This is a genomic window from Olsenella profusa DSM 13989, from assembly GCF_030811115.1.
Lineage (GTDB): Bacteria > Actinomycetota > Coriobacteriia > Coriobacteriales > Atopobiaceae > Olsenella_F > Olsenella_F profusa.
In genome coordinates, this window is the sequence record NZ_JAUSQK010000001.1 from 967,256 (window position 1) to 988,526 (window position 21,271).

Genomic DNA, 21,271 nt, shown 5'->3' on the forward strand with positions numbered 1-21,271 from the left:
CCTCTTTCGAACATGGATGCCAAGAACACTGATAACACAGCTGGCGCCAGCGGGGCCATCTGCCCAGGCGGGAAGGGATGGCAGCCTGGAGAGGCGCAGTACGGGTACGAGCTTGCCCACGATCTTTTCATCGACGTCGTCGATGACGGCATCCGCTTGGAGGCGGGGGTGACCTGGCCCACGGACACGGTGACGGGCAAGCGCAGTTCTGGGACGTTCCCCGTATTGGTGGAGTTCACGCCCTACCAGCGGCAGGGCTACGAGGGCCTGCGGCACACGTATCTCGTGGAGCACGGCTACATCGTGGCGCAGGTGCATCCGCGCGGGTCGGGCAAGTCGACTGGCGTGCTGGAGCAGTTCACGAGCCGCGACGGGCTTGATGGTGTGAAGGTCGTCGAGTGGGCGGCAAAGCTCGACGGCAGCAACGGCAAGGTGGGCTTCTTCGGCTCGTCCTACCCCGGCGCATTGGCGCTGGCCACGGCCGCGAGGGTGGGCAAGGGCTCTGCGCTGAAAGCCGTGCTCGCCGCTAGCATCGGCACTGGCGCTCAGTACCGGCAGGCGTGGACGAACAACGGCCTGCCCATAATTCTCACGCCCGGCTCCATGCATACCTTCGAGATGGCGCTCAAGCCCATCCAGTACGGCCTCAGGCCCGGACACCGCCTGCGCCTCGTGCTCTCCGCGCAGGGCCTCGGCCCCACAACCGAGGGGCGCATGCCCGCCGAGGGCGGCATGGGCTTCCTCATCGCCGACCCCGCCGAGCTGACAGCGCCGCAAGAGGCGACCGTGCACGGCGGCGTGTATACCATCGGCTCGGCGGCCCTCGGCATCCCCAGCTGCCCCTCGAGGGCGCTGCCCACGGCGAAGTCCGCCCACACGGGTGGGGAAAGGTACCCACACGCAGCGATGAGTGCCCCGAAGTGCGCGCTCGACGCGTTCCGAAGAATCTTTCCTGGGCAAACGCGGGCCGGATCGCATCGAACGCGCACTTTGGCGCGGCCGTCGTCGTGGCCCCCGTCGCGGGGCCTGCGTCTAGAATGTGCATGGGGCGGCAGGTCGCGTGCGAGGGGCCGTGGCGGCCGCAGAGACGAGGGATGGGGGGCTTCCGATGGGTCATGTCCTGACGAGGAGGGGGCTCCTGGGGGCGGCGCTGGCCGGCGCGGCAGCGCTCCCGGCGTGCTCCGGCGCCGGGGAGGCGCCCGGCGGCTACGGCGTCGGCGAGGTCGCGCCCGCCGCCGACCGGGGCAGCTAGCTGGCCCGGGCTCACGGGCATCGCCGACGCGTCCGGGGAGTGGGTCGTGACCCCGCGCTGGGCGGGGGACCCCTCCTCGGGCGGCCCCGTCGTCTCCGCCGCGGGCGACACCGCCGCCGTGCGCGCCGTGGACGGGCGCGGCCGGCCGACGGACTACGGCTACGTCGGCTGCGACGGCTCCTGGGCGGTGGCCCCCTCCCTCAACGAGGCCCGCGGGTTCTCGGTGTGCGGCCTGGCCGCGGCGCAGGCGGAGGAGGACGACAGCGGCTGCGGGAACGACTGGGGCTACCTCGCCCCGGACGGCTCCTGGGCGCTCGGCCCCGGATTCTCCATGAGCACCGGGGACTTCGGCGCGGACGGCACCGCCCTCGCCGAGTCGAGCGAGGACCCCCAGACGGAGTCCGTGCGCTGGATCGGCGCGGACGGCTCCGACGCGGACCCGTCCCTGCCGTGGGCGGTGGAGCGGTGGCCGTCCGCGGCGTCGGACGGCCTCTGGGGCCTCAGGGACCAGGGCGGCTCCTGGGTGCTCGAGCCCTCCCTCGCCCGCCTGCGCCCCCTCCTCGCCGAGCGGGCCTACCTCGCCCGGGACCCGTCCTCGGGCCTCTGGGGCGTCCTCGCCCCGGACGGCTCCTGGCTGGTCGCCCCGTCCTTCCAGGATGCGTGGTGCCAGGGGGGCTCCCTCCTCGCCCGGGACCCGTCCTCGGGCCTCTGGGGCGTCCTCGCCCCGGAGGGCTCCTGGCTGGTCGCCCCGTCCTTCCAGGATGCGTGGTGCCAGGGGGGCTCCCTCCTCGCCCGGGACCCGTCCTCGGGCCTCTGGGGCGTCCTCGCCCCGGAGGGCTCCTGGCTGGTCGCCCCGTCCTTCCAGGATGCGTGGTGCCAGGGGGGCTCCCTCCTCGCCCGGGACCCGTCCTCGGGCCTCTGGGGCGTGGCCTCCCTCGGCGACGGCTCCTGGGAGGTGGCCCCCGCATGGGGGAAGGTCAGCTCCGGGTACTACAACGCCCGTCCCCACCTGGGCGACGGGTTCTGCGCCCAGGACCCCTCCTCGGGCCTGTGGGGCGTGGCCTCCCCGGACGGCTCCTGGGAGGTGGGGCCGTCCTTCCGCGCGGTCTGCGACTACGCGGGAGGCAGGGTGGTCGCGGGCGCCACGAAGGACGGGCCGTGGGGCATCGCCTCCCCCGACGGCACCTGGCTCACGGAGCCCGCCTACTCCTTCGCCCTCTGGATGCCCGCCGCCGACGTCTTCCTGGCGACGGTGCCGGAGGAGGGGTAGGGGGGCCGGGGCGGCCGTGGCTGGGGCGTGCAGGGGAGATGACCCACGGATGGGAGGGTGTGACGGATGACGGACAAGATGGTGACGGTAGGCACGGACGACGGCCTGAACGCGGGCGCGTCGTCCAGCGTCTCCGGCGCCGCACGTGCGGTGCTCGGAACCAGGGGCGCGCTCTCGGACGCGATCTCTGGGGTGCGGGGGAGCTGCGAGGGGGTGGCCGCGCGGGCCTGCCTGGGCTTCGCCAGCTCGGCGTATGCCGAGCTGGACAGGCCGGGCGGCAGCGCCTCGTCGCTGTCGGGTGCCGTGGCGGGCGCGAACGCCACGCTGCACGAGGCGGACGACGCCTCCGCGTCGGGCTGGAGGGGAGTGGACTAGTGGCCTACTACTACGAGGGGCTCGCCTCATGCGAGAGCGACATGAGGATCCTCAGCACCTTGCTGGATGACTGTGCCCATGCGGAGGGCATGGCGGATGACCTGGGCGGCGATCTGACGAGCCTGGCGTCGGCGACGAACGGCGCGATCCTCTTGGGCGGCCCCGACAGCCTGACCTCGGCGGCGAGCACGCTCGGCGGAGGGCTGTGCGATGCCGTCCGCGCGATCCGCCAGGCCTGCGAGTCCGCGCTCTCGGCCGTGAGCTCTGAGCTGTATCGTTTCCTCGGACACGGATCGCCGCCCCCCCGTGCGGGATGCGAGGTCCGAGAGAGACGAGGAGGCAGCATGGCGAACGCGGGCACCTGCACCGACGAATGCAGGTCGGAGCGCGCCGACCACGTCATGTCGTCCGGCGAGACGGCGACGGGAGCGGCGAGGGGCTGGGGCTCCACCACGAGACGCCGCAGCGCCGGGTGAAGGCGCGGCGCGTCCGGCCCGACGGCAAAGCTCCCGGCAAGCAGGAGCCCGACGGGGTCCGCGAGCTGTGCAGGCGCGTGCGCGAGCCCGGGCGGGGGAACGGGTCCCTGAGAAAGGCGAGCGCCCTCTTCGCCGCCAGCCAGGCAAGGTGACAAGCGCCGCCCGATGGGGGCGGGGAGGGCGAATCATCCCGTGACGACGACGGCCCGCGTGCCGGAGGCGTCTCGCTCGGGCTCCTGCAGCTGGCCCGCGGAGGGCGGGCCGGACGGCCCGTGGGCCGATCTGAGGGAGGCCGCCGGGCGCGTCTGGCTGGAGTCGGGCCGCACCCTCGGCGCCGGATCCGTGCTGGCGCTTCTGCCCGGGGGCTCGCCGGCGCCACGCCCTGCCGCGTGCGCAAGTGCGTGAGGGGGCCGGGCATACGCGGCATGGCCCCCAGCTCGGAGAAGAGGGCCGCCATTCCCGACGAGGGCGCCCCGGCCGGGCCGGGCCTGGCCAAGCGCGACCTCACGGGCCCGGTCCCCGCCTGAAAGCTCGTCGGCGGCATCACCTACCCCAGGGCGCGGGAGGGGCGGCTTCGTCTCGCCGCCGCGGCCGGCCTGTGCACGCGCATGGTCGCCGGCTGGGCGATCTCGGGGCGCATGGCCGCGGGCATCGTCGTCGGGGCGCTCGAGCGTGCCCGGCGGCGCGGCCGCGCCGCCGGCAGCGCCATACTCCATTCCGACCGCGGCTCGCAGCACGCCTCCGGGCTGTTGGCCCGCCGGGCCGACGAGCACGAGGCCAGGCTCTCCGTCGGGCGCACCGGCGGCTGCCGCGACGGCGCGGCGGCGGAGCCCCCTCTCCGGCACGCTCAAGGACGAGATGCACGGCCTGCGTAGATGGGCCGCCCGAGACGGGGCGCGCGACACGGCCATCGGCTGCATCGAGCGCCTCCACGACCGAAGCCGCCCGCACTCGACGATCGGCTACGGGGTTCCCGCCGAAGCGGTGGGGGCGCTCTTCGAGCGGACGAGGCAAACATCCGGAAGCGCCGTCTCGGAGCCGGCGTGCATGGGGAGGATGGCCGCCTGGCGAGGGAGCGGCGTTTTGTGTCCGAAATCTTGGCACAGCTCAATGTGCGACCTGCTGGGCCAGGCGCTGCGCGTCTGCCGCGGGGGCGCGTTCGGCGCGGCGCTGGGATCGACGCCCTTCGGCGCGCCGCTGGCGTCCGACCCGCTCGTGCCCCTCGGCGCGTTCGGCTACGTGGCCGACCCGGCCACGGGCCTGCTCGCCTCGCCGACGAGGCTCTACGACCCCGCTCTCGGGCGCTTCCTCTCCCCGGACCCCGTGGGGGGCGCGCCCGACAGGCCCCACACCCTCAACCGCTACGCCTACGCCGCCTCCAACCCCACGCGCTACTGCGACCCCACGGGCGGGTTTATAAACCTGCTGGCTGGTGGGGTTGGCGCTGTCGTTAGTGGATTTTTTGGGGCTGGCATCGAAATGGGCAAGGAGATGTTGATCGAGGGGAAGTCCTTCGACCAGCTGGACGGCAAGAAGATTGCCGCAAAGGGCGTGGAGAACGCTGTCATCGGAGGGGTCGCCGGCCTCACCTGCGGGGCGTCCCTCGGTGCGAGTATTGCCGCAAACGCTGGGGTGGGGGTCTTGACCGACCTTGCTGACCAGACCTTGGTCGAGGGAACCGCGCGGTACAACCCTCCAGAGGCGGTGGTCGGGCACGCGCTGGTCTATGGCGCGTGGAACGGCCTCTCCGGGGCGACGCAGTACACGACGATTGGCGCGCTGGCCAACCATGTCATCGCGAAGGAGGGGGTCGGGCTTGGCCTGGCGAAGCAGCTCGGGCTGTTCTCCCTGTACCAGCTGAACTCGCAGCCGCTGATCGGCGGTATGATGATGCTCTGGGAAAGGGTCACGGGCTACAGGACGAGCGCCTGCGCCGGGGAGGAGGTCTGACGTGGATCTCGGCATGCTCCTGCGCCTCGTGCCGACACTCGCCGCGGCGGCCGTGGTGTCGCTCCTCGCGCGCCGCGCCGCGCGCGAGCGCGAGGCGGCGGAGGGCCGCCCCGCAGCCCCCGGCGGCGAGCTCTCCTACGGCCTGCCGCCTGTCTTCTGGAGGGTCATGCTGATCGGCCTGGGGTTCCTCGCCTTCCCGCTGATGATCGAGCTGGGGAGCCTCGCCGCCGGGAAGCCGCCCTTCAGGCAGTGGGAGGCCGACCTCATCTTTGTCGTCGCGGCCGCCCTCTCCGTCCTCGCGAGCGCGCACTACCGCACGTGGCGCCTCACGGCCGACGCGGGGGGCCTGCGTCTCAGGCGCCTCGTGCTGCCCAGCCTCGACGTCCCCTGGGAGGAGCTCGACGCGCTCGTCATCTCCAACAATGGCCAGACGCTCTACGTGATGGCGGGCGGAAGGAGGCTCGCCGGCTTCTCGATGGTGTGCGTCTCCCACGGCGACGCCCTGTCGGCGCTCTACGGGGCCGCGCGCTCCCACGGCGCGCTCGTGTCGGCGGAGCGCGACCTGCCCGAGGGGGTGCCGGGCCCCCACGGGGCGCGGCGCCAGACCCTCGACGACCGGGTGGGGGCGCTCCCCGTGTGGGAGCAGCTCCTCCTCGCGCTGGCGTTCATCGCCGCGTTCTCCCTCGCGATGTACCTGCTGCTCGTGCTGCTCATGGGGTAGGGCGCCGTCAACGGCGGGGCCGCCGGCCTCACGGGGGGCTTGGGCCCAGCTACCATGGGGGCAAGTTTCGCTGCTGGTGCGGTTGGGTATGGGTTTGGAGAATGGGGGAGGCCACTGCCGACGGGCGCGCCGTCGACCCTGGGGGGCTCCTCGTGGACTCGGCCGAGCAGGGCGTGGCGAGCTCCGTGGCGTACGCCCCCGGGGGGCTCCATGCGGGAGCGGGCCTCGGAGGTCGCCGGGCCGACGTTCGGCGCCGGGGGGCTGGCGCGGGACGTACCATACGGCATGTCCCAGCTCTGCGACGGCGTCGTGAGGGGGGAGGCGGCCGTCCCGGCGCGCCGCCGGTGGCGCTAGACTGGTGACGGGCGATGGCGCTGGCGCGGGGGAGGGGCGACATGGGGGAGTTCATGAGGAGGCACCGGCGCGACGCGCTGGTCGCCCTGCTCGTTCTCGCCGTGGCGCTCGGGGCCGGGGCCGCGCTCGACCGGGCCGGCACGGCCGGGGGCGGCGACGGCGGGCAGGCCCAGGTGCAGGCCCAGCCCGCCGATGAGGGCACCACCGGCGGCGACCCCGGCCGGGACGCCGCGCCCGGCGCGGGGGGCGAGGAGGCCGCCATCGTCCCGGAGTCGGAGCGCGTCGCACCGGAGGGCACGAGGCGCCTGAGGCTCCCGGGGATGATGACGGGCGGCAGCGTCCCCGATGCCCAGAGGTACGCCCGCGACCTCCTCGACGCCTCGCCGAGGGCCTGCGAGGCGGCCTACGCCAACGAGGACGGCACGGTGGACGTCTGGCAGACTCGGGAGCAGTCGGAGGAGAACGTCCGCAGGGTCTCCGAGGAGCTGGGCTCGACCGAGGAGGAGCTCGCCGGGAAGGGCATCGGCCTGGAGGTGTCGGGCGACCGCCGCTCAATCACCCTCACGGTCGGCGCCGGCGCGAGCAGGGAGGACCTCGCCTACGGGATCTCCCGCGCGGTTCCCGGGGTGGCGTACCTGCAGGTGGAGGAGACCGGCGGCGAGGGCTTCGCGCTCTCCGTGGACGTGGCGGACGGGACCACGGGCGAGGTGATGGGGCACTTCGACCAGGACACGTACCAGGGCTGGAGCATGGGGCCCGCCTGGGTCGGGGGAGGCGGGGCGTCGTGAGCCGGCTGGCCGGCCCGCGCGGCGTGGGGGGCCTCTCGGAGGACCTGCACGACCCGTCGGCGCCCATCCACTCGCTCGTGCGCAGGCGCACGGCGGCGGGGGGAGCGCGTCTACCTGCAGACGCCGGCGGGCTGCGTCGGCGCCGTCGACCCGGCGACGGGGGAGCTCGAGCCCGTCATGTGCGACCAGCTGGGCCAGGCGCTGCGCGTCTGCCGCGGCGGGGAGTTCGGCGCCGCGCTGGGATCGACGCCCTTCGGCGCGCCGCTGGCGTCCGACCCGCTCGTGCCCCTCGGCGCGTTCGGCTACGTGGCCGACCCGGCCACGGGCCTGCTCGCCTCGCCGACGAGGCTCTACGACCCCGCTCTCGGGCGCTTCCTCTCCCCGGACCCCGTGGGGGGCGCGCCCGACAGGCCCCACACCCTCAACCGCTACGCCTACGCCGCCTCCAACCCCACGCGCTACTTTGACCCGACGGGAGGGGAGGTGGTACTTGCCGCTATTGGTGCTATTGCTGCAGGGGCGGCGTTTGCCGCCGCCGAGGCGGCCAACGAGGCTATCAGCGGCCAGCCGCTAGATCCTGCAACGATAGGTGTTGCTGCTGGCAAGGGCGCCGTGTGTGGCGCTTTGGCGGGAGCCACCAACGGGCTTTCCCTTGCACCACTCCTACTCGCAAACTTTGGAGTCGGTGCTGGTGCCTCTGCCTTGGGCACAGTCGTAGACGATGGAATTCATGGTCGTAGCACGGACTATGGTGCGCTTGGTCTCAACGCCCTTAAAGATGGCGCGCTGAACGCGGTAACCATGACTGTGGGTGGCCTGGCCTGGCAGTCTGCCACGAAGGTGGCCGGGGCGGAGGCTGGCAAGGACCTGCTCGGGAGGAACGTCGCGTTCGCCGCGCAGCAGTTCCACGAGAACCTCGTGAAGGGCGTCGTGACGGACCCGAGGGCCCTCGCGAAGATGTACGAGAGCGTCTCCGAGGCGCTCGCCGGCTTCATGGGGGGCGGCTGCGCCCCCGAGGGGGAGGGGGAGTGACGATGGCGTGGGCAGTCGGCGCGTTCCTGGCGGTCTCGGCCGTGGGCCTCGTCTGGCGCCTCGCGTCCCGCCGCGACCGGGGCGCCGCCGTCGTCGCGCCGGGCGCCCTGGAGTGGCGCATGTCGCGGGTGTGGCCGGCCTTCGTGGCCGCCTGCGGTGTGGCGTTCCTCGTGCCCGCGGCCTGGGTCCTTAGCCGCGCTCGTCCCGAGGAGGCCTGGGTGCTCTGGGGGTTCCTCGCCTTCGCCGCGTTCGCCTTCCTCGTGGCCGCCCACATCGCCTCCTGGCGCGTCCTCGTGGACGGCGAGGGCGTCCACGCGAGGAGGTGGCTCTTCGGCCCGCGCGACGTCGCCTGGGGCGACGTCGACGCCCTGAGCGTCGTCATGGCGCAGCGTATGATGGCGGGCAGCGTGGACTCGGTCGCCGTCATGTCCGGCGGCAGGAAGGCCATGAGGATAAGCGGGCTCGTCCTCGGCGGCCCGGCCTCCCAGGGGCGCTTCCTCGACGAGGCCCGCCGCCGCGGCATCCCCGTGGCGCACCCCTCCGAGCTGCCCGCGGGCCTCACCCCCTGGGGGCCGCTGCACCGGCGCTACGCCGCGCTGCCCGGGTGGAAGCAGAACGTGGTCGCCATCGCCATCACCGCCGCCTCGCTCGGCGCGTTCTTCCTCCTGCTGTACGTCATAGGCACCGCCGTCGGGCAGATAAGGTAGGGGAGGGGGGCTGACGTGGATCTCGGCATGCTGCCGCGCCTCGTGCCGACGCTCACCGCGGCAGCAGGCGCTCGTGGTCGTACCCGCCACGCTCCTGGGGACGGCGGCCATCTTCGGCCTTATGATGCTGGTGTGCTACCTGGCCGTGGGGCACCTGTAGATGCGGTGGCGAGGACCCTGCCTGTCCCTGCGGCCGGTGGTCCTGTCGGTGGGGTTCTCGGCCTTGCGAAATAAGCGCGGGCATATATGCGAGGCGTGAGGAGATCAGGAGGGACGGGATGAGGGACTTCATGAGGAGGCGCCTGTGGGACGCGCTCGTCGTCCTAGCCGCCGTCGCCGTGGCGCTCGGGGTGCGCGCCGCGCTCGCCCCGAGCGGGGCGAGCGCGACGACACGGGGGCAGTGGGGCGACCTCCTTGGCTATGACGCCCTAGAGGAGGCCCTCTCGTTCATCTCGTCTGGGGGGATGTCATTGGCGGCGGACCAGGCTGGCATGACGTCCAAGCTTGCCAATGGGCTAGCCGTCCTCTCCGATTGGCTTGAGCGCTATTCGAGGTACGCAGTAGTGGCGTGCGCCCAAGGGGGTCGGTAGCGTGGACTACCCGATCCTCTCGCGCGTCGTGGGGGCGCTGGTTACCGTTGCGCTAATGGTTCTGCTCTTTCGTCGCATGGGGAAGCAGTCCCAGGAGAGGCGCGCCGCTTTGCCGGTGGAGGGTGCCGTTTCCTGCGGCCTTCCTCCTGCGCTCTGGAGGTTCTTCCTCGTGGCCGCCCTCATCCTGCTTGCCCTCGTCGGCATGCTCGGCTTCGCCGCGCCCGCGCTCACAGGTGGTGACCCCCTTGGCCAGCTGCCCGCCAAGCTCGGCTTCCTCGCGGCGGCCGCCCTCTGCGCGCTCCTTGGCGCGCACTACCGCACGTGGCGGCTCGTCGCTGACGGCGAGGGCCTGCACCTGAGGCGCCTGCTGCTGCCGAGCCTCGACGTCCCCTGGGGAAGGCTCGACTCGTTCGCGTTCTCGAACGACGGCCAGGGGGCCTACATCGTCTCTGACGGGAGAAAACGTGCCTCGTTCCCCGTGGTGTGCCTGGCGTATGGAGGTGACTCGGCTCGACTTGGCGAGGTGGTGCGCTCTCATGGGGTCCCTACGGAGCTGGAGCGCGACCTGCCGGAGGGGGTGCCGGGCCCGCACGGGCTCGAGCGTCGGCAGTCCTTCGACGACCGGATGAGGGCGCTTCCCGTGTGGGAGCAGCTCCTCCTCGCGCTGGCGTTCATCCTCGTGTTCTCTGCCGTGTTCCTTCTGCTCGTCGTGCTGCTCATGGGGTAGGGCGCCGTCGGCGGGGACGTCCCCGTGGCCTCCGGGGTGGGGGGCGGGCATGGAGATGGTGGGGCATAGGCTCTCAGTCCAGGGAAGGTAGGTTGGTACTGTGCTACCTTGGGTGGCGGTCGGGAGCCGGCGGCGGAGGCTGGCGAGGGCCCGCCCGGGAGGGACGTCGCGTTCGCCGCGCAGCAGTTCCATGAGAACCTCGTGAAGGGCGTTGTGACGGATCCGAGGGCCCTTGCAAAAATGTACGGAAACCTTTCTAGGTCGCTTGCTGGCCTCAGGAAGGGCGGCTGCGTTCCCGAGGGGCAGGGGGAGTGACGATGCTCTGGGCTGTTGGCGTGCTTCTGGCGTTGTCTGCCGTGGGTTTCGTCTGGCGCATCGCGTCCCGCCATGACCGGGGCGCCGAGTCGCCCGACCCGGGCGTGCTGGAGTGGCGCATGTCCCGCGTGTGGCCGGCCTTTGTCGTCGCCTGCGGCCTCGTCTTCCTGGGCTTCGCGGTGTGGGCGGGCCTCGCGTCCCCCGAGTCCGACAGGTGGACGGCTTGGGGGTTCCTCGGCTTCACCGCGTTCGCCTTCCTCGCCGCCGCCCACATCGCCTCCTGGCGCGTCCTCGTGGACGGCGGGGGCGTCCACGCGAGGAGGTGGCTCTTCGGCCCCCGCGACGTCGCCTGGGGCGACGTCGACGCCCTGAGCGTCGTCATGGCGCAGCGTATGATGGCGGGCAGCGTGGACTCGGTCGCCGTCATGTCCGGCGGCAGGAAGGCCATGAGGATAAGCGGGCTCGTCCTCGGCGGCCCGGCCTCCCAGGGGCGCTTCCTCGACGAGGCCCGCCGCCGCGGCATCCCCGTGGCGCACCCCTCCGAGCTGCCCGCGGGCCTCACCCCCTGGGGGCCGCTGCACCGGCGCTACGCCGCGCTGCCCGGGTGGAAGCAGAACGTGGTCGCCATCGCCATCACCGCCGCCTCGCTCGGCGCGTTCTTCCTCCTGCTGTACGTCATAGGCACCGCCGTCGGGCAGATAAGGTAGGGGAGGGGGGCTGACGTGGATCTCGGCATGCTGCCGCGCCTCGTGCCGACGCTCACCGCGGCAGCAGGCGCTCGTGGTCGTACCCGCCACGCTCCTGGGGACGGCGGCCATCTTCGGCCTTATGATGCTGGTGTGCTACCTGGCCGTGGGGCACCTGTAGGGGCCCGTGGCGTCGTGAAGGGGACCGACCCCGTGCTCGACCCGGGGAGGCGGGCCGAGATGTACGGGAAGATCATGGGTGCGGTGGACCGCTTCGCGGGCCGCCAGTGCGCCCAGGAAGGACGGGGGGAGTAGCCATGCGTGCCTTGGTACCAGTCCTGACGGTCGCGGTCCTGGGGGTCCTGGGCCTGATGGCGGCCCGCCCGGGGAGGGGTGCCGGGTCGCCCGACCCGGACAGGCTCGAGTACCGCATGCCCCGCGTGTGGCCCGCGACGATGGCGGCGTGCGGCGTGATCATACTCGGCTTCGCGGCGCTCTGCGCCTACGAGATGCATCGGGGCAATCCGACCGCCACCTGGCCCGTCCTGGCGTTCTTCCTCGGCTTCGCGGCGTTCGCCTTCCTGGCCTGCGCCCAGTTCCTCTCCTGGCGCGTCTCCGTCGACGGGTGGGGCGTGCGCGTGAGGAGGCTCCTCTTCGGCGCGCGCGACGTCGCCTGGGCCGACGTGGACGCCGTCTCGGTGGGCGCGAACCGCTACGCGCCGCCCGGCGTCCCCGGCGCCGTGGTCCTCATGTCCGGCGGCCGGAGGGCCGCCACCCTGGACGGCATGTACCTCGGCGGCGGCAGGGCCACCGCGGGGCAGCTCCTCGACGCGGCGCGCCGCCGCGGCATCCCCGTGGCCCCGCCCTCCGAGCTGCCCGCGGGCCTCACCCCCTGGGGGCCGCTGCACCGGCGCTACGCCGCGCTGCCCAAGTGGGGGCAGAACGTGGCCGCCGTCGCCATCACCGCCGTGGGCCTCGCCCTCTTCTTCGGCCTCTTGATGCTTGTGTACTACCTGGCCATGGGGCACCTGTAGGGGATTGCGCGTAGTTAGGGGGGCGGCGTGGCGTTCCCTGTCGGAGTTGGCTGTCAATCAGTGGAGGTGGGTTTCCATGCGTGCCCTTGTTCCCATCGTCACGGTCGCGGTCCTGGGCGCCTTGGGCCTGGCGGCGGCCCGCCCGGGGAGGGGAGCCGGGTCGCCCGACCCGGACAGGCTCGAGTACCGCATGCCCCGCGTGTGGCCCGCGGCGATGGCGGTGGGGGGTGCCGCCTCCCTCGGCCTCGCGGCGTGGATAGCCCCCATGGACGACCCGAGCGCCCTCCCCGTCGCCGCGTTCTCCCTCGGCTTCGCGGCACTCGCCCTCCTGGCCTGCGCCCAGTTCCTCTCCTGGCGCGTCTCCGTGGACGGCTGGGGCGTGCGCGTGAGGAGGCTGCTCCTCGGCGCGCGCGACGTCGCCTGGGCCGACGTGGACGCCGTCTCGGTGGGCGCCAACCGCTACGCGCCGCCCGGCGTCCCCGGCGCCGTGGTCCTCATGTCCGGCGGCAGGAGGGCCGCCACCATAGACGGCATGTACCTCGGCGGCGGGGCCACCGCGGGGCAGCTCCTCGACGCGGCGCGCCGCCGCGGCATACCCGTGGCGCCGCCCTCCGAGCTGCCCGCGGGCCTCACGCCCTGGGGGCCCGCCCGCCGCTGGTACGAGCGGCTGCGCCCGTGGCAGCAGGGGCTCGTGGTCCTCGAGTGCGTCGCGGCGTTCATGGCCGCGCTGTTCGCGGCCCTGCTTGCGTGCTGCTCGTAGGGTGGCGCCCGTGGCCGACCAGGCCCGCGAGATGTCACACTTGGGAACCTCGCGGACGTCAGGGCACACGGCGCTCCTCGTCCTGGCGGCCTGCGCCGCGTTCTCCCTCGCGGCGTGCCTGCTCCTCGTGCCGCTCATGCGGCGGGGCGCGCCGCCGGTGGCGCTAGACTGGTGACGGGGCAAGGGCGCCGGCGAGATCATAAGTGAAGTAAAGAATGGCGGGGATATGAACTTGGGGAAGACAGGTGTCGAGGCGGGCGAGGGCGCCGCCTGCGGCGGGGTCGCCGGGCTCACCTGCGGGGCAGGCCCCCTGCTCGCCATGGGCGCCGACCTCGCGGCCGGGGCGCTTGCGTACGGGACGGGCCAGTTCTGTGGTGCCGTGGTGAGGGATGGGGCAGACAGGCTGGCCTGGGACTCGGTGAGGCGCATGGACCTCTACAGAGAAGTGGTGGAGGGGACGAGGTACTACGTGGAGCACCCCTGCGAGCTGGCGCCCGTGGCGGCAAAGGGGGCGGTGTAGCCATGGCCATCCTCGTCCCGCTCGTCGTGATAGCCGTCTTCGCCCTCCTCGGCATGGCCACCTCGCGCCCCGCCGGGCGCGCACGGGCCGGGGGCTCGGGAGGGCTCGAATGGCGGGCCTCCCGGGCGCTGCCGGCGATGGCAATCGTGATCGGCGCGGGCTTCGCCCTCCTGGCCATGGTTGCCGTCCTCAGCGGCAACCCCACGGCCACGCCCCCCGCGCTGGCGTTCTTCCTCGGCTTCGCGGCGTTCGGAATCCTCTTCGGCGTCCAGGTGGGCTCCTGGCGCGTCCGCGCCGACGACGAGGGCATCCACGTGAGGAGGTGGCTCTTCGGGGCGCGCGACGTGGCCTGGGAGGACATGGACGCCCTGGTAGTCAGGGCGAGCCGCTACACCCCTGGCGTCCCCGACAAGATAGTAGTCGTGTCGGGCGGCAGGAAGGCCATGTCCATCGAGGGGCTCGCCCTCGGCGGCGGCAGGGCCACCCCCGGCCAGCTCCTCGATGAGGCCCGCAGGCGCGGGATTCCCGTCGGGGATGCGTAGCCGCCACGTCCCGCCTGCGGCTGGCGCGCCAGCCGCGACCACCCCCCGGTCGGTGCGTGCCGTAGGCGCCACCGTCGGGCAGATTTGATGCCGCGGTAAGGAGGGAGGCTCGTGTGGTGCCTGGTGAAGGCATGGCCGTTGCACCTCTTGTTGCGGTCACGAGGCTGTTGGCCTGGAGGTCGGTGCCCCGTCCTGGGTGGCGAAGCTCTGCCTCGCGATGCTTCAGATGCATGGCGACATCGTGAGAGGAGGTGAGCGACGCCGAGCGGTACAATGGCCTGGCGCCTATCCTCGACGCCATCGTGCGCGGGGCGTGCGCGCCGGAAGGGGGCGAGTGGCCATGGCACAGGTGGTAGCCGCCACGGTGGCCTTGGCGGTGATCTTGCTGCTGGCGGTGTCGTCCTCCCGCGAGCGGAGGGGCGCGTGGTCGCCCGACCCGGATCGCCTGTCGTACCGCCTGCCCCGCGCGTGGTGGGCCGTGATGTACGCCTGCTCCGCCCTCTTCCTGTTCGCCCTCGTGATGGCGGTGCGCGGCGCCGCGGCCGAACACGTGGGCTGGGACTGGGGCGTGGCCGGCTGGCTCGCCTTCTTCGTCCCCTCGGCCCTGCTCGGGGCCCATTGGCAGGCCTGGCGCATGGAGGTCGACCCGGGGGGGATCCGCGTGCGGCGGCTGCTGCTGCCCGACCGGGACCTGCCGTGGGGCTCCCTCGACGCCGTCGCGGTCGACGCCAACCCGCGGAGCAGGGAGTTCGACAACCTCACGTTCGCCTCGCGCGGGAGGAGGCTCCTCCGCATACAGAGGCTCTACCTGGGGGGCCGGGACGCGGCGGAGGGGCAGCTCCTCGACGCCCTGGCGCGCCACGGGGTCCTGGTGGCCCCAGCCGGCGAGCTGCCGCCCGAGCTCAGGCCCTGGGGGCGCTTCGGCTGGTGGTGGGACGGGCTCGCCGGCTGGCAGCGGGATCTCTTCGTCCTCGCCGTGTGCGGCGGGGTCGTGTTCGCCGTCTTCTTCCCGATCTGGGTCCTGACGACCTTTGGCTCGTAGGGGGCGGGTGACGTGGGCGTGGTGGGCATGCTGCTGGCGGTCTCGGCCGTGGGCCTCGTCTGGCGCCTCGCGTCCCGCCGCGACCGGGGCGCCGCCGCCGTCGCGGCGGGCGCCCTGGAGTGGCGCATGTCGCGGGCGTGGCCGGCCTTTTTGGTCGCCTGCGGCCTCGTCTTCCTGGGCTTCGCGGTGTGGGCGGGCGTCGCGTCCCCCGAGTCCGACAGGTGGACGGCTTGGGGGTTCCTCGCCTTCGCCGCGTTCGCCTTCCTCGTGGCCGCCCACATCGCCTCCTGGCGCGTCCTCGTGGACGGCGAGGGCGTCCACGCGAGGAGGTGGCTCTTCGGCCCGCGCGACGTCGCCTGGGGCGACGTCGACGCCCTGAGCGTCGTCATGGCGCAGCGTATGATGGCGGGCAGCGTGGACTCGGTCGCCGTCATGTCCGGCGGCAGGAAGGCCATGAGGATAAGCGGGCTCGTCCTCGGCGGCCCGGCCTCCCAGGGGCGCTTCCTCGACGAGGCCCGCCGCCGCGGCATCAATCCCCCAAAGGCTCGGGGCGGTCCCTCGGAGCCTTGGAAAACTGTAATGGGCGGGGCGTGCTTCCGGCGAGGGTGGGAGGCCTGATGGGTAGCCTTGTCCGGAGCTGAGGGCCCGTCGGGGGTGACAGCCCCACCGTCGATGCCGCCGCGGTCTCGGTCTCGCACAGGGAGCAGACGCACGAGTCTGATATCTATGGGTCTGCTACGATAGGCACGACGGGCAGCGAGGGACGAGGGGGCGTCGTGTTTGTCGGGCGAGAGGAAGAGCTCAAGGCCCTCGAGGACGTGTACGGCCGCGCCGGGTTCCAGATGGTTGTCGTGTACGGACGCAGGCGCGTCGGCAAGACGACCCTCCTCGACCGGTTCGCACGCGGCAAGCGCGCCCTGTACTTCACGGCACAGGAGGAGAGTGGCATCGCCAACCTCAGGCGGTTCTCGAGGCTTGCCTATGAGAGCTTCGGTGTGCCCGCCACGGCCGGTGCGTTCTCGAGCTGGTCCGACGCCCTCGAGTACGTGGCGTCCGAGGCGGCCAAGCTGGAGGGGCCATCCCTGCTCGTCCTCGACGAGTTTCCGTACGCGGCGCAGGCGGACCCCTCCCTGCCCTCTGAGCTGCAGATTGCCATAGACCATTCCTTCAAGGGCACGAACGTGACCATGGTGCTCTGCGGTAGCAACGAGGGGTTCATGGAGAGCGAGGTGCTGGGGAGCAAGAGCCCCCTGTACGGCCGTAGGGCGGCCCAGATCAGGCTGCGCCCCCTTGACTGCATGGACGTCAGGGACATGCTGCCGGGAGTGTCGGCCACGGACGTCGTCCGCTACTACGCGACGTTCGGGGGGACGCCCTACTACGTCGAGCAGGTGGACGTGGCCCAGAGCTACGACGAGAACGTGGCGAGGCTCCTCTTCAGCACCTCCGGCCTCCTCTACGCCGAGCCCTCGATGCTGCTCCGCCAGGAGCTGCGGGAGCCGGCCCTGTACAACTCGGTGCTCTCGGCGGTCGCCCGCGGCATGACGACGCCGAAGGGCATTGCCGAACGTGCGGGGGTGGAGCGCGTGTCGGTGGGCAGGTACCTGCGGGTGCTCGTCGACCTCGGAATCCTCGAGCGACGCGTGCCCTTCGGCACCAACCCGGACACGACGAGGCGGGCGTCCTACGCCATGGCGGATCCCTTCTTCTCCTTCTGGTACCGCTTCGTTGGCCCCAGCACCGACGCCGTGGAGCTGGGCGCGGGTGCGGCCGTCGCGCGGGAGGTGGCGTCAAGCCAGTCCCTGCCGACCTACGAGGGGACGCAGTTCGAGCGCGTGTGCATGGAGTGGCTCGCCCGGCGCAACGCCGCCGGCTCCCTGCCGTTCCTGGCGACGTCGTTCGGGAGATGGTGGGGGACCGACCCCCAGGCGAGAGAGCAGGCTGACATCGACGTGATAGCGGCCAACAGGTCTCGGCGTGCCCTCATATGCGGCGAATGCAAATGGAGGAACTCCTTCGACGAGAGCGGTGCGATACGGACCCTGGAGCACAGGGCCACCCTCGTCGACGGGCCATGGGACGAGTGCCACTACTACCTCTTCACCAAGCGCGAGGTGAGCGAGGGGACGAGGGGGAAGGCGCGGGCGAGGGACGACCTTCACGTCGTAACCGCGGAGGGGATGCTCGGCTGACGGGGACGCTCCGCCGGCGGGACCCACACCCGCCATGGTACCACGGCCGCTCCGTACCTCGCCGGCCTTCCCAATGGGGCCCGGACGGGGATGGTCACCCCCATGCGACCGATGCCCACGATTGGCACTGTGGCCGGTGGCGGGGGAGCGTGTCGCATGGGGGTTGCCCCAGGGCATCATGACCCCCGTGACCTCGGGTGCCACGGTACGGAGGACCGGAAGCTCGTTGCGTTCTTCTTCCCGGCTCCGTGGTTGCGTCGCATTCGCAGTGCTATCCTTCCTGCCGTACACGTTCGTCGGTGGGCGGGTGGCACCGCCAGCCTCGCTGAGATGGGGCCGTCGGTGGGTAGGCGCGGCCGCCGGCCCGTCCACGACGGCCGCGCCTAGCGCAGGGAGCGTGAGGGAGCCATGCAGTTCGTATCGACAGGGGTGGTGGTCGCCGTCCTGGCCCTCGTGGCGGTGCTGGCCCGTCGTGAGGGGGGCGAGCCCCCAGTGGATCCGGGCAGGCCCTCCTACAGGATGCCCCGGGCCTATCCGGCCGTGTTCCGCGTCTGTGCGGCGGGCCTCCTCCTCGGTGCGGCCTTCTGCGCCTACACCCTGTACAGGGGCAACCCCACGGCGGCCGGCGCCCTGCCCATCATCCTCGGCGCCGCCGCGCTCTGCCTGCTCTTTGCCGCCTACTACTCCCGCTGGCGCCTGGAGGTCGATGCAGATGGCGTCCACCTGAGGCGCATGCTGCTCCCCGACCGGGACGTGCCGTGGGGCTCCCTCGACGCCGTGGGCGTCGCCCCGAGCCACACCCTCGACGACTACGACGTCATCACCCTCGTGTCGGGCGGCAGGAGGGCGCTCTCCGTCCAGAGGGGCAGCCTCGGCGGAGGGGCCTCCCCGGAGCTGCTGCTCGACGCGGCGCGCCGCCGGGGCGTGCCCGTCGCCTCGCCCCTGGAGCTGCCGCCGGGCCTCTCCCCCTGGGGCCCGGCCCGACGCTGGTACGAGGGCCTTCCCGGGTGGCGGCGGGGGCTGGCCACGCTGGCGTCCATCGTCGTGTTCTCCGCTGTGTTCCTTCTGCTCGTCGTGCTGCTCATGGGGTAGGACGCGCCGCCGGTGGCGCTAGACTGGTGACGGGCGATGGCGCCGGCGCGGGGGGAGGGGCGTGGCATGGGGGAGTTCATGAGGAGGCACCGGCGGGACGCCCTGGTCGCCCTGGTCGCCCTCGCCGTGGCGCTCGGGGCCGGGGCCGCGCTCGACCGGGCCGGCACGGCCGGCGACGGCGGACAGGCCCAGGTGCAGGCCCAGCCCGCCGATGAGGGCACCACCGGCGGCGACCCCGGTCGGGACGCCGCGCCCGGCGCGGGGGGGCGAGGAGGCCGCCATCGTCCCGGAGTCGGAGCGCGTCGCGCCGGAGGGCACCGAGCGGGTGGTGTACCCGCGGCTCATCTCCGGGCCCGACGCCCGCGCGGCGGCGCGCTACGCCCGCGGCCTCCTCGACGCCTCCCCGAGGCCCTGCGAGGCGGCCTACGCCAACGAGGACGGCACGGTGGACGTCTGGCAGACGCGGGAGCAGGCCGAGGACGTCTCGCGCAGGGCGGGGGACGCGCTCGACTCGCTCCGCGCCGACCTCGCCTCGAAGGGGGTCTCGCTGGAGGTGTCGGGCGACCACCGCTCGGTCACCCTCACGGCGGGCGACGGCGCCACGGCGCAGGACCTCGCGCTTGGGATCGGGCCGGCCGTGAACGCGGCGTCGACCCTGCAGGTGGAGGAGACCGGCGGCGAGGGCTTCGCGCTCTCCGTGGACGTGGTGGACGGGGCCACGGGCGAGGTGATGGGGCACGCGGACCAGGACACGTACCTGGGCTGGAGCGCGGACCTCTCGTGGCTCGGGGGAGGCGGGGCGTCGTGAGCCGGTTGGTTCGGCTCGGCGGCGCGGAGGTCACGGTCCCGATCGGGGCTGGCAGGCCCCTCCCGGAGGTGTTCTGAGTGACGAAGGTAAGCATGCTTGTGTCATGCCGCCGGTGGGGCCGGGTGCCTGGGGCGCTCTTCCTCGCCTACGTGGTCATCCTCATTGCCGTCAGCGCCGTCTGCCCTGGGCTGGACGCGGCCGTCAACCACTCGCCGCTCGGCTACGTGCTGATATGGGTGCCCTTCGCGCTCTGCGTGGCCGCACTCCTGGTCATGGCGTCCCGCTATGTCTCCCTCGTCGGTTCCGCTGAGAGGCTGCTCGATGCCTCCTGCGACCCGGCGGCGCTGGCGGTGAGGGGCGACGAGCTCGGCCTGGCCGATCCGGTGCCGCAACGGGGCTGCACCCGGATAGAGGCAGTCCTCGTGCAGAGGTGGGCCGTGGCCCTGGTGGAGGTCGGTAGGGTCGCCGACGCCGCTGCCGCCCGCAGGAGGCTGGAGGAGTCGCTCGCGAGGAGGTGCCGCACGGGTAGGTCCCTCTACGGCGCGTCGCTGTGCATGCTTCTTGCCGACGTCTCCGCCAGGCTCGGTGACGGGGAGGCCGCAGCGGCGTACGCGGAACTGTTCTGCGACGTGCTCGCCCGCTCCGAACTGGGTCGCACCTGGCGCGCTCTCGGGACGGTGGGAACCGTGTCCATCGACACGGCCTTCGCGCTCTTCGCGCCGGGGCACGCCTCCGGAGGGCCGGGCTTCTCCGAGAGGGACGTCAGGGACCTCGAGGTCCGTGGCACCATGGGACGCAGACTCGCCTCCGAGGCGAGGCTCGCCCTCGCCCGGGAGGCCTCCCTCACGGGCGACCGGGATGCAGAGCTGCTCCTGCTCGCCGGTGCGTCGATGGCTGCGCCGTCCGTCCGCGCCGGCGCGCTGGCTGCCAAGGCTCTCCGGCGGCTCTCCTCGGGGGAGGCCCCATCCGGCGCTGGACTATATGCCTCACTCGTGCAGGCCCCTGCGGTCGATCCGCATCCCGCCGTCCTCGACGCCGATGCCGCTGTGCTTGCGGGTCGCCCCCGTGGCCTGCGGCACGTGCTCGCGACATTCGGTAAGGCGTTTCTCGTCGTCATCCCGGCGCTGCTGGTCGGCGCGATCGTCCTCAACGTCCTCGTGGCTCTCGAGGTCATAAGATGGTAGCCCCATGGGGCGCCCATATCAGGGGCGTATTCCCCGCAGCTCATGCACCGAGTTCGAGGAGGGCCCCATGGGCGAGCGTGGGCATGTAGGCGGCGGGACGAGGCAGGGGTCCGCGACGGTCACGCGGCGCCGGCTGCGCAAGGCCCTCGTCGCCGCGGCCGTGGTCGCCGCCGCCGTCCCCGCCCTGGTGGTGGGCGGCTGCGCGTACTCGTGCGCCTTCGTCCCGTCCTCCCCGGCCGACCTGCCCCAGTCCGTGGGGGAGAGGTCCGAGGCGGCGGCCGGGGCGGCCGCGGCCGCGCCGGACGGCGCGGGGTGGCGCGACACGATAGGCGAGGCGGCCTCCGCCGACGCGGGGGGTGGCAAGGCCGTCGAGGTGGTCGAGGACTTCCCCGACGCGGGCGAGGCGCTCGTGGTCCAGCCCTCGGGGTCGCCCGGCTGCCCGGCCGTCCGCATGGTCACGTACGCCCGCGAGGGCGGGCGCTACGCCGCCACCGGCCTCTGGGGCGCGAGCGTGGCGAGGCCCGGCGAGAGGTCGACCCCATTTGACCCCCTGTACGGCTACACCACGGCCGAGGTCGTCGCCGACGCCCTTGCGGCCTGCCTCACGTCGGGCCGCCCCGTCGCGTTCGGCGTGTCCGTCGACCCGGCCGTGCGCGAGCTCACCGTCGGGGGCGCCGCCCCCACGTGGGTGCGGGAGGTGCCCTGCGACGGGGGGGCCTGCTACGTCTGGTGCTACGAGGGCGTGGACGTGCGGTCCCTGTTCTCCGCCGCCGGCGTGGACCCCTCCGACTTCACCCTCCGGCAGGTCGTGGACGGCCTGGGCGTGCGCGTGGGCGGCGAGGCGCCGTACTAGG

The 21,271-nt window shown here is 72.9% G+C and carries 26 protein-coding genes; all 26 read left to right on the plus strand.

What is annotated here, in order from left to right; translation table 11 throughout:
* The first annotated feature begins 12 nt into the window (after positions 1-12).
* Entirely contained in the window at positions 13-1,302 is a 1,290-nt protein-coding gene (locus tag J2S71_RS04415; protein ID WP_307389044.1) for a CocE/NonD family hydrolase, read from the plus strand.
* Positions 1,299-2,522: a hypothetical protein gene (locus J2S71_RS04420; RefSeq protein WP_307389046.1), complete on the plus strand. Its 1,224-nt coding sequence runs from the start codon at positions 1,299-1,301 to the stop codon at positions 2,520-2,522. Before J2S71_RS04415 ends, J2S71_RS04420 begins: the two co-directional genes overlap by 4 nt.
* A 66-nt stretch (positions 2,523-2,588) precedes the next feature.
* Positions 2,589-2,897, plus strand: coding sequence for a hypothetical protein (locus J2S71_RS04425; RefSeq protein WP_307389047.1), 309 nt, complete (start codon positions 2,589-2,591; stop codon positions 2,895-2,897).
* A complete protein-coding gene (locus J2S71_RS04430) occupies positions 2,897-3,373 on the plus strand; it encodes a hypothetical protein (protein ID WP_307389049.1) in 477 nt (158 codons plus the stop codon). Before J2S71_RS04425 ends, J2S71_RS04430 begins: the two co-directional genes overlap by 1 nt.
* Positions 3,374-3,762: 389 nt before the next feature.
* The gene (locus J2S71_RS04435; protein WP_307389050.1) at positions 3,763-3,900 is read left to right on the plus strand and encodes a hypothetical protein; all 138 of its coding nucleotides are present in this window, start codon (positions 3,763-3,765) and stop codon (positions 3,898-3,900) included.
* 15 nt (positions 3,901-3,915) lie between these two features.
* Entirely contained in the window at positions 3,916-4,248 is a 333-nt protein-coding gene (locus tag J2S71_RS12255) for a DDE-type integrase/transposase/recombinase (protein WP_370873230.1), read from the plus strand.
* Positions 4,249-4,483: 235 nt separating this feature from the next.
* Positions 4,484-5,323, plus strand: coding sequence for an RHS repeat-associated core domain-containing protein (locus tag J2S71_RS04440; RefSeq protein WP_307389052.1), 840 nt, complete (start codon positions 4,484-4,486; stop codon positions 5,321-5,323).
* 1 nt (position 5,324) lies between these two features.
* Positions 5,325-6,044 carry a hypothetical protein gene (locus J2S71_RS04445; RefSeq protein WP_307389053.1) on the plus strand — a complete coding sequence of 240 codons (720 nt, stop codon included), beginning with the start codon at positions 5,325-5,327 and terminating at the stop codon, positions 6,042-6,044.
* Positions 6,045-6,439: 395 nt separating this feature from the next.
* Positions 6,440-7,186 (plus strand): hypothetical protein, encoded by a 747-nt coding sequence (locus tag J2S71_RS04450; RefSeq protein WP_307389055.1) that lies wholly within the window; start codon positions 6,440-6,442, stop codon positions 7,184-7,186.
* Between the two features lie 177 nt (positions 7,187-7,363).
* Entirely contained in the window at positions 7,364-8,218 is an 855-nt protein-coding gene (locus tag J2S71_RS04455; RefSeq protein WP_307389057.1) for an RHS repeat-associated core domain-containing protein, read from the plus strand.
* A 2-nt stretch (positions 8,219-8,220) separates the two neighbouring features.
* The gene (locus J2S71_RS04460; RefSeq protein WP_307389059.1) at positions 8,221-8,925 is read left to right on the plus strand and encodes a hypothetical protein; all 705 of its coding nucleotides are present in this window, start codon (positions 8,221-8,223) and stop codon (positions 8,923-8,925) included.
* 278 nt (positions 8,926-9,203) lie between these two features.
* Positions 9,204-9,515: a hypothetical protein gene (locus J2S71_RS04465; protein ID WP_307389060.1), complete on the plus strand. Its 312-nt coding sequence runs from the start codon at positions 9,204-9,206 to the stop codon at positions 9,513-9,515.
* Between the two features lies 1 nt (position 9,516).
* Positions 9,517-10,242, plus strand: coding sequence for a hypothetical protein (locus tag J2S71_RS04470; protein ID WP_307389062.1), 726 nt, complete (start codon positions 9,517-9,519; stop codon positions 10,240-10,242).
* Positions 10,243-10,559: 317 nt separating this feature from the next.
* Positions 10,560-11,264, plus strand: a complete 705-nt coding sequence (locus tag J2S71_RS04475; RefSeq protein WP_307389063.1) for a hypothetical protein — start codon at positions 10,560-10,562, stop codon at positions 11,262-11,264.
* 296 nt (positions 11,265-11,560) lie between these two features.
* A complete protein-coding gene (locus J2S71_RS04480; RefSeq protein ID WP_307389065.1) occupies positions 11,561-12,277 on the plus strand; it encodes a hypothetical protein in 717 nt (238 codons plus the stop codon).
* A 76-nt stretch (positions 12,278-12,353) separates the two neighbouring features.
* Positions 12,354-13,037 (plus strand): hypothetical protein, encoded by a 684-nt coding sequence (locus J2S71_RS04485; RefSeq protein ID WP_307389067.1) that lies wholly within the window; start codon positions 12,354-12,356, stop codon positions 13,035-13,037.
* A gap of 10 nt (positions 13,038-13,047) precedes the next feature.
* A complete protein-coding gene (locus J2S71_RS04490; RefSeq protein WP_307389068.1) occupies positions 13,048-13,212 on the plus strand; it encodes a hypothetical protein in 165 nt (54 codons plus the stop codon).
* A 51-nt stretch (positions 13,213-13,263) separates the two neighbouring features.
* Positions 13,264-13,557 (plus strand): hypothetical protein, encoded by a 294-nt coding sequence (locus tag J2S71_RS04495; protein WP_307389069.1) that lies wholly within the window; start codon positions 13,264-13,266, stop codon positions 13,555-13,557.
* A 2-nt stretch (positions 13,558-13,559) separates the two neighbouring features.
* Entirely contained in the window at positions 13,560-14,099 is a 540-nt protein-coding gene (locus tag J2S71_RS04500; protein ID WP_307389070.1) for a hypothetical protein, read from the plus strand.
* Between the two features lie 340 nt (positions 14,100-14,439).
* Positions 14,440-15,141, plus strand: coding sequence for a hypothetical protein (locus tag J2S71_RS04505; protein WP_307389072.1), 702 nt, complete (start codon positions 14,440-14,442; stop codon positions 15,139-15,141).
* 12 nt (positions 15,142-15,153) lie between these two features.
* Positions 15,154-15,759, plus strand: coding sequence for a hypothetical protein (locus tag J2S71_RS04510; protein WP_307389074.1), 606 nt, complete (start codon positions 15,154-15,156; stop codon positions 15,757-15,759).
* A 158-nt stretch (positions 15,760-15,917) separates the two neighbouring features.
* A complete protein-coding gene (locus tag J2S71_RS04515; RefSeq protein WP_307389076.1) occupies positions 15,918-17,333 on the plus strand; it encodes an ATP-binding protein in 1,416 nt (471 codons plus the stop codon).
* A gap of 408 nt (positions 17,334-17,741) precedes the next feature.
* Entirely contained in the window at positions 17,742-18,425 is a 684-nt protein-coding gene (locus J2S71_RS04520; protein ID WP_307389078.1) for a hypothetical protein, read from the plus strand.
* Positions 18,426-18,636: 211 nt separating this feature from the next.
* Positions 18,637-19,233, plus strand: coding sequence for a hypothetical protein (locus J2S71_RS04525; RefSeq protein ID WP_307389080.1), 597 nt, complete (start codon positions 18,637-18,639; stop codon positions 19,231-19,233).
* A 77-nt stretch (positions 19,234-19,310) separates the two neighbouring features.
* The gene (locus tag J2S71_RS04530) at positions 19,311-20,417 is read left to right on the plus strand and encodes a hypothetical protein (RefSeq protein ID WP_307389082.1); all 1,107 of its coding nucleotides are present in this window, start codon (positions 19,311-19,313) and stop codon (positions 20,415-20,417) included.
* A 67-nt stretch (positions 20,418-20,484) separates the two neighbouring features.
* On the plus strand, positions 20,485-21,270 hold the full coding sequence (locus J2S71_RS04535) for a hypothetical protein (RefSeq protein ID WP_307389084.1): 786 nt from the start codon (positions 20,485-20,487) through the stop codon (positions 21,268-21,270).
* Position 21,271 lies beyond the last annotated feature (1 nt).